11 protein-coding genes are annotated in these 13,952 nt (G+C 40.2%); all 11 read left to right on the forward strand.

Going from position 1 to position 13,952, the window contains the following annotated elements; genetic code table 11:
* Positions 1 to 313 precede the first annotated feature (313 nt).
* Positions 314 to 1,438 (forward strand): non-hydrolyzing UDP-N-acetylglucosamine 2-epimerase, encoded by a 1,125-nt coding sequence (gene wecB / locus NL626_RS15620; protein WP_253657512.1) that lies wholly within the window; start codon positions 314 to 316, stop codon positions 1,436 to 1,438.
* A 21-nt stretch (positions 1,439 to 1,459) separates the two neighbouring features.
* The gene (gene wecC, locus NL626_RS15625) at positions 1,460 to 2,725 is read left to right on the forward strand and encodes a UDP-N-acetyl-D-mannosamine dehydrogenase (protein WP_253657513.1); all 1,266 of its coding nucleotides are present in this window, start codon (positions 1,460 to 1,462) and stop codon (positions 2,723 to 2,725) included.
* Between the two features lie 147 nt (positions 2,726 to 2,872).
* Complete coding sequence (locus NL626_RS15630; RefSeq protein WP_253657514.1) at positions 2,873 to 3,976, forward strand: hypothetical protein; 1,104 nt, start codon at positions 2,873 to 2,875, stop codon at positions 3,974 to 3,976.
* Positions 3,973 to 5,118 (forward strand): hypothetical protein, encoded by a 1,146-nt coding sequence (locus NL626_RS15635; protein WP_253657515.1) that lies wholly within the window; start codon positions 3,973 to 3,975, stop codon positions 5,116 to 5,118. Before NL626_RS15630 ends, NL626_RS15635 begins: the two co-directional genes overlap by 4 nt.
* Complete coding sequence (locus tag NL626_RS15640; RefSeq protein ID WP_253657516.1) at positions 5,099 to 6,271, forward strand: acyltransferase; 1,173 nt, start codon at positions 5,099 to 5,101, stop codon at positions 6,269 to 6,271. Before NL626_RS15635 ends, NL626_RS15640 begins: the two co-directional genes overlap by 20 nt.
* Positions 6,268 to 7,530 carry an O-antigen polymerase gene (locus NL626_RS15645; RefSeq protein WP_253657517.1) on the forward strand — a complete coding sequence of 421 codons (1,263 nt, stop codon included), beginning with the start codon at positions 6,268 to 6,270 and terminating at the stop codon, positions 7,528 to 7,530. Before NL626_RS15640 ends, NL626_RS15645 begins: the two co-directional genes overlap by 4 nt.
* Complete coding sequence (locus tag NL626_RS15650; RefSeq protein ID WP_253657518.1) at positions 7,502 to 9,643, forward strand: bi-domain-containing oxidoreductase; 2,142 nt, start codon at positions 7,502 to 7,504, stop codon at positions 9,641 to 9,643. Before NL626_RS15645 ends, NL626_RS15650 begins: the two co-directional genes overlap by 29 nt.
* The gene (locus tag NL626_RS15655) at positions 9,640 to 11,451 is read left to right on the forward strand and encodes a heparinase II/III-family protein (RefSeq protein WP_253657519.1); all 1,812 of its coding nucleotides are present in this window, start codon (positions 9,640 to 9,642) and stop codon (positions 11,449 to 11,451) included. Before NL626_RS15650 ends, NL626_RS15655 begins: the two co-directional genes overlap by 4 nt.
* A complete protein-coding gene (locus NL626_RS15660) occupies positions 11,451 to 12,710 on the forward strand; it encodes a glycosyltransferase family 4 protein (RefSeq protein ID WP_262589774.1) in 1,260 nt (419 codons plus the stop codon). Before NL626_RS15655 ends, NL626_RS15660 begins: the two co-directional genes overlap by 1 nt.
* Positions 12,694 to 13,305 carry a sugar transferase gene (locus NL626_RS15665; RefSeq protein ID WP_253657521.1) on the forward strand — a complete coding sequence of 204 codons (612 nt, stop codon included), beginning with the start codon at positions 12,694 to 12,696 and terminating at the stop codon, positions 13,303 to 13,305. The genes NL626_RS15660 and NL626_RS15665 overlap by 17 nt, the downstream gene beginning before the upstream one ends.
* A complete protein-coding gene (locus tag NL626_RS15670; RefSeq protein ID WP_047103861.1) occupies positions 13,298 to 13,927 on the forward strand; it encodes an acetyltransferase in 630 nt (209 codons plus the stop codon). The genes NL626_RS15665 and NL626_RS15670 overlap by 8 nt, the downstream gene beginning before the upstream one ends.
* Positions 13,928 to 13,952: the final 25 nt, after the last annotated feature.

Raw genomic sequence — 13,952 nt, forward strand, 5'->3', positions numbered from 1 at the left:
CAGAGGAGGACAAAACAGTAATGAACACTGTTTTAAAAAGATAATGGCTAGGCATCAGGTTTATCAACCAATACCTATCAACCACAGTCTTCACAAGAGTTTCTTCTTTGCGAAAATGACTGACTTGCCTAAATTGTCTACCTAGATTTCTGCTCCTCAAAGGTATGGCGCGTTCGTTTGCGTATTTTCCTCTGGGGTTATTGTGCTGTCCGGAAACAATGCTTTGTTGCTTTTTAATGTAAGAAGAAGTGTTGTGTCCACCACTCGCGATTATTCACATCAACGTCCTATTCTTTGGCCTAGGTTATTTACAATGTCTAAAAAGAAAATTCTCACCGTATTCGGTACACGTCCAGAAGCCATAAAAATGGCTCCTCTAGTTCATGTGCTTGCAAATGATGAGCGATTTGACGCTAAGTGCTGCGTTACCGCTCAACATCGAGAAATGCTGGATCAGGTTTTAGAGTTATTTGAAATTAAGCCTGATTACGATCTTAACCTGATGAAGGCTGGTCAATCACTGAACGATGTAACGGCCCGTATCTTACTGGAACTTAAACCAGTACTTCAGGAGTTTAAGCCAGATGTAGTGCTTGTACACGGTGATACTGCAACTACCTTTGCTGCAAGCCTTGCAGCTTACTATGAGCAAATTGCTGTGGGCCATGTAGAGGCAGGTCTGCGCACTGGCAATATTTACTCGCCATGGCCAGAAGAGGCAAACCGAAAACTAACCGGTGCGTTAACTACTTATCACTTTGCTCCTACAGAAACCTCGCAACACAATCTGCTACAAGAAAACATCAATTCAGACAATATCAGCATCACAGGTAATACCGTTATCGATGCTCTATTGATGGTTAAAGACAAAATTGATAACGACAGTGCGCTTAACCAACAATTGGCAAGCCAGTTTCCAATGCTTGATGAAAGCAAAAAACTGATTTTGGTTACTGGTCACCGTCGCGAAAGTTTTGGTGGCGGTTTTGAACGCATTTGTGAAGCTTTAGCTAAAACTGCGCAAGACCACCCTGAAGCACAAATCTTATACCCAGTACATCTAAACCCGAATGTAAGAGAGCCAGTAAATCGCATTCTGTCAAACGTAAATAATGTGCATCTTATCGAGCCTCAACAATATCTGCCATTTATCTACCTAATGAGTCGGGCACATATCATTCTTACCGACTCTGGCGGCATCCAAGAAGAAGCGCCTTCCCTAGGCAAACCTGTATTAGTTATGCGTGACACAACAGAAAGACCGGAAGCCGTTGCCGCGGGCACAGTAAAGCTAGTGGGTACAGATGTAGATAAGATTGTCACTGGTTTAGATGTATTACTGAATGACAAAGAGGCTTACCAAGCGATGAGCTTTGCACACAACCCTTATGGTGATGGTCTAGCATGTCAGCGTATTTTAGAAGAATTAGCAAAATAATCATTTAGTTAGGAAATAATTATGTCTTTTGAAACAATCTCAGTTATTGGCTTAGGTTACATCGGCTTGCCAACCGCAGCCATGTTTGCATCACGTAAGAAAAAGGTAGTAGGTGTTGATGTAAACCAGCACGCAGTTGATACCATCAACCAAGGCAAAATCCATATTGTTGAGCCGGATCTCGATATGATCGTAAGTGCAGCAGTGTCTGAAGGTTACTTGAAAGCAACCACAACGCCAGAGCCGGCAGATGCATTCTTAATTGCGGTTCCAACGCCATTTTTGCCATGTAAAGAAGGTGAAGTACCAGCGCCTGATTTGTCTTACATTGAGGCGGCAAGTAAAGCCATTGCACCAGCTCTTAAAAAAGGTGACCTCGTTATTCTTGAATCTACGTCACCAGTGGGTGCCACAGAGCAAATGGCCGCTTGGCTAGCTGAAGCTCGTGGTGATCTGACTTTCCCACAAACGCATGGTGCACAAGCGGATGTTAATATCGCTCACTGTCCGGAGCGTGTATTGCCTGGTCACGTTGTTCGTGAATTGGTAGAAAATGACCGCGTTATTGGTGGTATGTCTACTCGCTGCTCTGAGCGCTCAGTGGAGTTGTACCGTACTTTTGTGCAAGGTGATTGTGTCGTGACAAATGCGCGCACAGCGGAAATGGCAAAACTGACAGAAAACAGCTCGCGTGATGTTCAAATCGCTTTTGCTAACGAACTTTCAATCATTTGCGACAAGCTAGACATCAATGTATGGGAATTGATTGCACTCGCGAACCGTCACCCTCGCGTAAACATCCTTCAGCCAGGACCTGGTGTAGGTGGCCACTGCATTGCGGTTGACCCTTGGTTCATTGTGTCAAAAACACCAGAAGAAGCACAAATTATCCACACGGCACGTAAAGTGAACGACGGCAAGCCGGATTGGGTTATTAATAAAGTAAAACTAGCAATTGCCGAGTTTTTGCAAGCAAAACCAGACAAAACGGCCCGTGACGTCACGGTTGCTTGCTACGGTTTGGCCTTTAAACCTGATATTGATGACTTACGTGAGAGCCCTGCAATGGCAATTACACAAAAAATTGCCGAAATGCATGCTGGTCGAGTGATTGCTGTTGAGCCAAATATTGAAACAGCGCCGTCTAAACTCATCGGTGTAGAGTTGGTTGAAATGGATATGGCAACATGTGAGGCTGATATTCAAGTTCTGCTAGTTGACCATAAAGAGTTTAAACAAACGAAAGTGACTAGCGGTATAGTTATTGATACTAAAGGTATTTGGTAAATAGTGAGAGCAATAAGAAGGCGAAAGCCTTCTTATTACTAAATGAACATGAATAGTAAAATAAGTAGGGCATTTTCGTTTTTCATTTATATAATTGGTATGGGCGCTTTTTTACTGTCTGATATTGTTATATCTAAGTATTATCCATTGGATGATATTGCACTTTGGGCATTCTTGAAGTCAATAATGCTGCTCGCTGCTAGTACAGTGATATTAGGATTAGACCAAGTATTATTAAGAAGGCCTGAAACATTAATGTCAATTTGGAGGTACATGATATTAAGAGTGCTTTTCTTGTCATTTTTAGTCTCCTTTGTTGTGGTGTTGATAAAACCTGTTTCAATATATTTTGTTTTTGTTTTAATTGTATCTCTCGCTTTTATTTCTTTGTCCTATTCAATATACAGAGGGGCTTTGAAGATGAATAGGGCACAAATTTCCTTGAATGGATGGAAAGTTATTTTTTTTGTTTCTGTTTGCTGGTCTGTTGCCTCTGAAAGTATTTATAACATCGAAGGGGTGATTATATTTTCTGTGCTAGTTTCGCTGCTGGGAGTGTTAGTTGTTGCTATGCATAGAAAAGACTGGGTGAGTTATTATTTGGTGAAAAGTAGAGAGGGAAGTATAGCACCAAAGGAACTTATACTTAAAGAAGCAAAGTATTTTTTTCTGCAAACAGTTGGCTTGAATTTATCAGTGAACTTTGAACAGATTTTACTGAATTTTTTTGGGTTTACTGATAGTTCTGCAAATCTATTTGTTCATTTTTCTGTTTTTTTACCACTTGTGGTGTTTTTAAATGGCTTTATAGGTTTTTATCTTGGACCTTACCTCAGAGAAAAAAAAGACAGTATAAATATCACTTTTTTCAAAAAAATCAATTTAATTTTTATACTTATAGGTCTCGGCCTCTCACTGATTTCTTATTGTTTTGGTAGCTTTGCCTTTGACTACTTTTATTCTGATAAATATGAATTGAATAATATGTTGGCTGCGCTAATTGTAATCTTGGGTTTTTTGCGGCTATATTATGTAATACCATCAGCATTAATTGGCGTTGCATCATCTACGAAAAGGTTAATTCAGTTTTCAAAGTTTAATATAGCGGCTCTTGCTTTATCTTTTTTGATTTTCGTTTTTCTTGTTTTTCTTAACGTTAACCCAGTTATATCTGTTATGTTTTCTTCAATCACTAACTGGGGAGTTAGAGTGGTTACCGGTTTGTTTATATCATATCAGAGAGTAAGATGAAAAAATTTATTATTGTAGCACCTTTGTCATCAATATCAAAAAGAACAAGGTTGTATAAACTTGTTTCGTTTTTATTTTGTAATAGCGATGTTACTGTCAAGCATGTAGGTTGGGAAAGGGTAGAGGGAGAAAAAGAGGAAGTCTATTTCAATGACAATATAGAGAAGGATATCCTTATTAAAGGTGGAGGGTATGGTGGAAGAAAGGTAAAACTAATGTATTTTCTATGGTTTGCCAAAGTTTTTTTGAAAGGCTTTAGCTTTAAGAAAGGAGATGTTGTTTGGGCATTAGGTTTTGAAAGTTCCTTTCCTCTATTACTATCGTCAAAAATTATAGGCTATAAAGTGGTTTTTGATGATGCAGATCGATTCTCTATGTTGTTCAAACTACCGTCACCTTTTGACAGCCTGTTGTCATTTTTGGAAAAAATAACTTCAAGGAATGTATATAAGCACATTATTCCAAGTATAGAGCGTTATGACTTTGAAAGTGATAAATTTTATCTTGTAAAAAATATTCCTAGCAAGGTTGAAATTGATAAAGCTAAAGAGTTAAAGCCTAAAGTATCAAAGATTGAATGTGGCTTAACGATTAATATCAATGGTTGGCTTGGTGCAGGAAGAGGGATGTCGGTTATATTAGATTTAGCGAAGGAACTAGAGTCGTATCCGGTTTACTTTATTTTAGCTGGGAAATTAGACTGTCAAGAAGCTCTGGAACTATCCCAGTTAGATAAAGTAAGATATATTGGTTCGGTGACAAACTCGGAGGCTTTATCTACATACCTTAATTCTGATTTAGTATTTACGTATTATGATCCTAAGGTGGAAATTAACAGGTATGCTGAGTCGAATAAATGGGGCGATGCAATAAAGTTCAATAACGGTATTATAGTTAACTCTGAAGTGATTACAGCTAAAAGGCTAATTGAAGAACAAGTTACTATATCTTGTAATTATAATGATTTAGATGGGTTGAAGTTGTCAATATTATCCTTGCTTGAAAATCCTCAGCGTCTTCAAAGCATTAAAGATAGGTTAGGAAATATAGAAGAATATAATGGGTACTTCGAAGATAAACTGGCTTTATTATTTAGTGGAATGAATCTGATAGAGTGTAAAGATGAATCTAAGTACGTATAATAAGATTTCAAAAGAAGATTCGAGGTTTTTTGACGTACTAAGAGGATTTAGTGCTTATTTGGTAGTTTTAGCTCATGTTTATCAAATGATGTTCCAGCCATTTTTTGAGTCGACTTTGATTAACAAAGTCGTTTATACGGTTGCGCAGTATGCTGTGATTGTTTTTTTTGTCCTTAGCGGTTTCATGATATCTAATTCTATTTATAGAAATTTAAGCTCGAATGGTTTTTGCTCATTTAATATCAAGGACTTTGTCTTAAATAGACTGTTAAGGCTGTATCCACCACTAATCTTCTCTGTGCTCGTTGTTACATTGGTCTATTTTGTTGTTACTTTTTTCGGAATCCCGTTTTCTAATGGACATGAAATTTTCCTAGTTAGAGAGTCATTTGAATATAATGTCGTAGACATCTTCGCAAGTTTGATTTTTCTTCAGAACATTTCAACAGATGTATTTCTAACGCCGAGCATGAATGGGCCTCTATGGAGTTTATCTTATGAGTTCTGGTATTACATATTGACAGCTCTTATTGTTTTTTCACTTCTTCATAATAAAATGCTGCTATCACTACCTGTCGCTTTTTTCATGTTTGTTTTATTCTTTGGTAAATGGTTTCTTTTCTTTGGGGGATTTTTTTCTTGGGGGTTGGGTTTCTTATACCTTGTTCTTTATCAAAATATTGAGAGGTTCTCCATTAGAAAATGGGGGGTAGATGTTGTTATCTTACTTTTCTCATCTATCGTTTTATATTGCTTGATTTTTTCACGCTCTGAAATTCTAACATTTGGTTCCAGATACCTTTTTTCTATTTGCTTTGTTCTTGTTCTTATTAGATTGAAACTATTTAATTCTTTATCTGTAAAGATATTTATTGGTAATCCAGTTTGCGTCTTCTTTGCGAATTCATCTCAGTTTTCATATACACTGTATATAATACATTGGCCTTTGCTAATGTTGTATTATTCGCTGGTATCTGATTTGATATCTTTTAACTTGCAATGTGTGATAGCCTTTTCATTTTTATTTGTTATTTTGATTACTATGGTCTCTTATAATTGCTCAAGATTTTTAGAGGATAAAAATTATGTTAGACGTGTAATGGGTGATGTTGTTGGGCGTTTTGGTGTCTTGATGTCTGGTAAAAGAATATGAATGCTATTCTATTTCTTATATTTACACTATTAAGTATTTTTGGTGTTGTCCTTAATAGAAGCATTTGGCTGTCTAATCCAGTAATTGGTTTTTTGTTTTTTAATTGGGTTATGGGAGTGGGATCCTTCTTACTTTTAGACTTGGATATCACCGCTGACTATGTTCATGCTTGGGTTGTTCTGCTTTCTCCCTTATTCTTTTCGCTTGGTGCGAGTGTCGTTTCAACTATTTTCCCTATAGAGAAAAAATATAAAAACTTTTGGTCGGAAAATATTACGAGTGAAGTAAAGCAAACTGAATTTTTAGCGCTGATGTTTTTGGTGTTGTCTATTGTTGTTGTTGTTATTTATTATAAAGCGGTTGGTTATAACTTGTTTACGAAGTCGCTACTCGGAGGGGTGGATGACTTTACAACGATGAGGTTACAGTCATATGCAGGTGATAACTACGTGGCGGCTGGTTACGTTAATCAGTTTAAAAATACAATGTTGCCTGTATTATTTTTGTTTTTTTCTTTAGTGCTTAGAAAATCAAAGATCTTTTTGTTATATATAACTGTAGGTGGTTTGTTTTTGTTGTGGGCATTAATGGGAACTGGTCAGAGAACTTTTTTAGTTATGGCTTTTCTCATATATTTTAACTTTTACTTGATTTACAAGTCAGGCAATGTACCACTAAAATTCTTCATGATTTCATTACCTGTTGTTCTATTTATGTTTGTCACTTTCTCTGTTAGCCTCGGACGGATTGAGGATGGTGGTATTGCATCTGGCTTTGAACAATTGTTACATCGTGTGTTTGCATCCAATCAATTAAGCTCAATAGTGGGTTTTCAGTATATTTATAATTTAGAACTTCAATCGGGTTACGATTGGTTTAAGAGCATTGTTGGTATTCTTCCTGGTGTTAAAGGGAGCGATATCGCGAATCAGATACATTATATATTGTTCAGGTCGGATAGAGGAACAGCTCCACTAAGTATTTGGGGTTCGGCGTTTTATAATTTTGGAATGCTTGGGACATATATTTTTGCCTATTTATATGGTGCGATTTGTCAGTTATCTTATTACAGGTTTATATCTGGCGGGCGTGGGTTATTGAGACTGTGTTGTTACTCTGCATTGATAGTTTATTTGTCTTCTTGGATATCAAATAGTCCAATACAACTAATAAATAATGGCTTGCTCGCTGTTATATTTTTGCTTATTTTGAGAAAGGTTAGATGGAATAATGAAACAAGTACTACAAGACATGGCTAAAGGTGGTTCTAACTTAGTAGAAGCACCAGCCCCAAAAGCTTCAGCTGGTAATCTATTAATTGATACTAGTATTTCTTTAATTTCTGCAGGTACAGAACGCATGCTTGTAGACTTTGGTAAAGCAAGCCTACTAGATAAAGCACGTCAGCAACCTGATAAAGTAAAAATGGTATTAGAGAAAGTACAAACTGACGGACTAATGACCACGTTGGAAGCTGTACAGTCTAAGCTAGCACAACCACTACCATTGGGGTATTGCAACGTTGGTGTCGTTAATGCTGTCGGTAAAGGTGTTCAAGGCTTCAAAGAGGGGGATCGCGTTGTATCGAACGGTCCTCATGCTGATGTTGTTCGTGTACCTAAAAATTTGTGCGCTTTAATTCCAGACAACGTATCCGATGAAGAAGCATCATTCACCATTGTTGCGAGTATTGGTTTACAAGGTATTCGTTTAGCCGAACCGACGTTAGGAGAAGCATTTGTTGTTACTGGTGTTGGCTTAATTGGTTTACTAACCGTTCAATTGCTGCGTGCTCAAGGTTGTCGTGTACTGGCGATTGATTACGATGATGCGAAGTTGGAGCTGGCGAAGCAATTCGGCGCGGAAGTTTGTAACCCTGGTAAAGGTGAAGATCCTGTTGCAGCTGGTATGGCATTTAGCCGTGGAAACGGCGTCGATGGCGTAATTATTACTGCTTCGACAAAATCAACTGATCCAGTGACCCAAGCTGCACGAATGAGTCGTAAGCGCGGCCGCATTATCCTTGTCGGTGTGACTGGCTTAGAGCTAAATCGAGCGGATTTCTATGAGAAAGAACTAACCTTCCAAGTCTCTTGTTCTTATGGCCCTGGTCGCTACGATGCCAACTACGAAGATAATGGTCAAGATTACCCATATGCTTTTGTACGTTGGACTGAACAACGAAATTTCGAAGCTATCTTGGACATGATGGCCTCTGGCCAAGTTGATGTTAAACCACTTATTACTCATCGATTTAAATTTGAAGATGCAGCGCAAGCATATGAATTACTGACTTCTGATAAGTCAGCGCTGGGTATTTTGCTTCAATATCAGAGTGAGTGCAGTTCTCGTCACGAGAAATCCATCACACTTAACCGCGAAGCGACTTTTGAAGCATCTAAACCTGTTGTTGGGTTTGTTGGGGCTGGGAACTACGCTTCTCGCATGTTGATCCCTGCGTTTAAAGCGGGAGGCGCTCAATTACACACTATCGCCACTTCTGGTGGTATTAATGGCGTAACTCATGGTGAAAAAGCAGGCTTTGCGAAAACCACAACAGATACAAGCGCAATGATTTCTGATCCAGAAATCAACACTGTAGCTATTGTAACGCGCCATAACAGCCATGCTCATTTTGTATCTGAAGCGCTAAACGCAGGTAAGAACGTATTTGTTGAGAAGCCTCTAGCTGTAACGCTTGAAGAGCTAGCAGAAGTAGAAGCGACATACTACTCTAAGTCATCCACTGCATCTGCTCCAAAGCTGATGGTTGGCTTTAATCGTCGTTTCTCCCCTCAAGTCCAAAAAATGAAAGAGCTGCTTTCATCACTCAAAGAGCCTAAAAGCTTTATGATGACCATGAATGCTGGAGCTATCCCTGCGGCTCACTGGACGCAAGATAATGAAATTGGCGGCGGTCGTATTATTGGCGAGGCGTGCCATTTCATTGATCTAATGAGATACCTAGCTGATTCAGAGATTGTTTCTGTGCAGTGTCGTCGTATGGGTGATGTTGATAGTGTTGATATCATGGAAGATAAAGCTGCGATTATTCTTGGTTTTGCTGATGGTTCTTTCGGCACTATCCACTACTTAGCTAATGGTGCTGCTAACTTCCCGAAAGAGCGCGTAGAAGTTTTCGCTGCAGGTAGAGTACTTCAATTGGACAACTTCCGTAAGCTAAAAGGTTTTGGTTGGCCTGGCTTTAGTAAAATGAATTTATGGAAACAAGACAAAGGCCAAACAGGTTGTGCGGCTGCTTTCCTTAGTGCTATTGAATCAGGTAAAGAGTCGCCGATTCCACCTCGAGAGTTGTTTGAGGTAGCAAGAGTGACAATTGAAATAGCAGAGCAATTGCGTAAACAACAATGAGTCTAAAACTAAAAGCGCAAACTGCAAAGAACTTGGGTGTTTTCAATTTAGCCAGAGTGGCAGTTTACCAACTAGGTGTCCGAAGCGGATTAAACCCAGTTAAGCGTCTCAATCAAGCCTCGATATCGGGGCTTTTGTTTCGTCCTTTATCTGCTTCCGTTCAATGTAAATCTAGTCAGCGATACCAACTCTCCCCTTTTGGTTGGAAGCCGAAGCGATTAGTCAGTGAATTGCGATGGTCGGAGAGCGCATTAACTGGAAAATGCTACTCCAACATGGAAAAACCTTGGTTTTGTTTGTCTGACTTTGATTCTAATGTTGGTGATATTAAAGGGGTTTGGGAAGCATCTAGATTTGACTGGGTGCTAGGCTTAGCGAAGGATTATCTTTCTGGAAGAGAGCAAGCGCTTGATGAGCTGAATGCAACTACGAAAGATTGGCTAAAATACAATTCTCCTTATTTGGGGCCGAACTGGAAGTGTGGTCAAGAAGCCTCAATAAGAGTCATGCATTTGGCTATGGCTGCTAAATTATTGAATCAAATTGAAAGTCCTGAACCTGCACTGTTGGCATTTGTTAAAGCCCACTTAAAACGCATTGCCCCGACCATCTCTTATGCCGTTGCTCAAGATAACAACCATGGCACTTCGGAAGCTGCAGCCCTATTTATCGGTGGAAGTTGGCTTGTTTCCAATGGCGATAAAAGCGCTATGCGCTGGCAAAAAATGGGGCGTAAGTGGTTAGAGAATCGAGCAAAGCATTTAATCGATTGTGATGGAACATTCAGCCAGTATTCAGTCAACTATCACCGAGTTATGTTAGATACTTACTCAATGGCTGAGCTATGGAGACGGGAACTTAATCTCAAGTCGTTTAGTCCGTCGTTGTATACAAAAATTGGTTTGGCGACTCAATGGTTATATCAGTTGATTCAAGAAGTAAATGGGGATGCACCTAATTTAGGTCATAACGATGGCGCAAGGTTGTTACCTTTAAGTGACTCGGATTATCGAGATTTTCGCCCAACGGTTCAGCTCGCCTCAGTCCTGTTCTTGCAGTCATCTGCTTGGGAAAAAGCAGGTAGCTATGATGAACCACTTAAACTTCTGGGGTTAAGTAAACCACAGCAAGCACTTAACAAACCAAGTTCATTTCATTTTGCGCAAGGCGGATACGTCGGATTAAGAAGCCAAACTGGAGCGTTTGCACTATTCAATTACCCTATCTTTCGTTTTCGACCTGCTCAAAACGATGCTCTACATGTGGACTTTTGGCTTGATGGTGTAAACCTGTTAAGAGACGGTGGCACCTTTAGTTACAATGCTGGTCAAGCATATATCGATTACTATGGTGGAACGCAAAGTCATAATACGGTTCAGTTTGATGAGCATGAACAAATGCCACGCTTGAGCAGATTTCTCTTAGGTGCTTGGCTTAAGGCTGAAAATGTCCATTGGGATGAAGATCGCCAATATTGTAGCGCTAGTTACCGTGACTATTTGGGGTGCAGTCATAAAAGAGAGATTTCTCTTTCGAACAGTGCGCTGCGAGTTGTCGATGATATCCACGGTGTACAGAACAAAGCGATACTACGTTGGCGCCTGAGTCCAGGGGAATGGATGATAGAAGGCAATCGCATCACCAACCATATTCATTCTATAACGATAAATAGTAATACTGACATCAAACGACTTGAGTTAGTCGAAGGAAAAGAGTCGCGCTATTACTACCAAGAAACTTCCATTCCTGTTTTGGAAATCGAAGTAACGTCAGATGGCAAAATAACGACAGAGTATAATTACAGATAATGAATATTCTTTATTTTCATCAACATTTTTCAACACCTAAAGGTTCCACAGGAATACGTTCCTACGAGATGTCAAAGCGCCTAATTCACCATGGGCATAATGTCACTATGGTATGTGGCACATATGGTGGAGGAGAGACAGGGTTAGAGTCAGAGTTTATTGGTGGCAAACGTGAGGGCGTCGTCGATGGTATCCGCATCATTGAGTTTGATTTGGCGTATTCCAACTCAGATGGCTTTCTTAAAAGAAGCATGACATTTGTTAAGTTTGCACTCAAAAGTATCGGCTTAGCTTTTACAGAGAAATACGATGTATTGTTTGCAACAACAACACCATTAACAGCGGGTATTCCAGGTATTTTTGCACGTTGGTTACGTGGAAAGCCGTTTGTATTTGAAGTAAGGGATTTGTGGCCTGAATTACCAAAAGAAATGGGGGTAATTACAAACCCTATCATTTTGGGTTTGATGTCTCTATTAGAATGGGCGTCTTATCGCAGTGCGAATCGCTGTATTGGCCTTTCTCCTGGCATTGTCGAGGGAATCAAGAAGCGTGGAGTACCTAAAGACAAAATCGCGATGGTGCCCAATGGCTGTGATCTCTCCATCTTTACTCAACCAAGCGAGCCATGGCGACCAGAAGGTGTCGCGCAAGAAGATTTGATGGCGGTTTTCACTGGCACTCATGGTATGGCGAACGGTTTGGATGCTGTCTTAGATGCAGCGACAGAGTTACAAAGCCGTGGCCGAAACGATATTAAGTTAGTTTTGGTGGGGCAAGGTAAGCTAAAACCACAATTGGAGGCGAAAGCTAAAGAGATGCAGCTGAATAACGTTGTATTTCACCCTCCTGTAAATAAGCAGAAGTTGGCGGGTTTGATGGCAAGCGCTGATGTTGGAATGCAAGTGTTGGCAAATATCCCTGCTTTTTATTACGGAACATCTCCGAATAAATTTTTCGATTATATTTCTGCGGGCCTCCCTGTGATTAATAACTACCCAGGTTGGTTAGCAGGGATGATAGAAGATTCTCAGTGTGGCTTTACTGTGGCTCCGGAAAATCCGCAGGCATTTGCAAATGCCTTAGAGCAGGCGTCAGATAATCGAGGGGCGCTTGTTAACATGGGGGCATCCGCTCGACAGCTTGCTGAAAGTCAGTTTGACCGTCAGTTGTTAGCTGATAAATGGGTTCAGTGGGTAGTAGGAACGGCTCAATCAGATGTGAAATCTGCAGAGGTAAATAATGAAAAGATCATTTGATTTCACGGCTTCTTTATTTGCCCTTATTTTGCTTTCACCAATTATCGCGCTCGTAGCTTGGAAAATACGCAAGAACTTAGGCTCGCCCGTGTTGTTTCGTCAAACACGTCCTGGTTTGCATGGCAAACCATTTGAAATGGTTAAGTTCCGTACCATGAAAGATGCAGTCGATTCACAAGGAAATCCACTTCCTGATTCCGAGCGAATGACTCCGTTCGGAGACAAATTGAGAAATTCAAGTCTCGATGAGCTTCCGGAGTTGTGGAACGTATTGAAAGGTGAGATGAGTTTAGTGGGGCCACGTCCTTTATTAATGCAGTACTTACCGCTTTATAGTAAAGAGCAAGCAAGACGTCACGAAGTCAGGCCTGGCGTAACGGGCTGGGCTCAAATTAATGGGCGTAATGCGATTAATTGGGAAGATAAGTTTAAGCTCGATGTCTGGTATGTCGATAATCGTAACCTATGGCTAGATATCAAAATTCTGTTCCTAACCGTTAAAAAAGTGTTTGTGAAGGAAGGAATATCGGCAGATGGCCATGTCACGATAGAACCTTTTACTGGTCAATCAAAGCAGAGCGAAGTCCATGAATAGAACTTGCGCAATTTTAGGCGCTAGTGGTCACGGGAAAGTCGTTGCTGAAATTGCGGAGCTAAATGGTTATACAAACATTGAGTTTTTTGATGATCGCTGGCCAGGGTTGCAAAATGTGGAGCATTGGCCAGTCAAAGGGAATTCCGAAACCTTGTTAAAGATAGCGGCGCAGTTTGATCTAACGGTGATAGCCATCGGCAATAATAAAATCAGGTTAGAAAAGCAGAATCAGCTCAGTACAGCTGGCGCTAAGTTCTCTGTACTAGAGCACCCTAGGGCCACAATTAGTCGGCATAGTCAGCTTGATAAAGGTACGGTGGTCATGGCTGGTGCTGTCATCAATCCTTTTGTCAAAGTTGGTAAAGCATGCATTATTAACACGGCCTCAACGATAGATCATGACTGCCATTTAGCGGATGGCGTTCATGTTAGCCCTGGTTGTAATCTTGCGGGCGGGGTAACTGTCGGGGAAGGTTCTTGGCTCGGTATCGGAAGCCAAGTTAAACAACTTATTTCCATTGGTACGGGCGTAATGGTAGGAGCTGGCGCGACTGTCCTGAACCATGTACCAGATTTGCAAACTGTTGTGGGTACGCCTGCACAGCTCGTAAATTCAAAATAACATTCTCAGAATAATTTTTATTTAG

This window comes from Vibrio sp. Y58_MX_L22, from assembly GCF_024181865.1.
Lineage (GTDB): Bacteria > Pseudomonadota > Gammaproteobacteria > Enterobacterales > Vibrionaceae > Vibrio > Vibrio alginolyticus.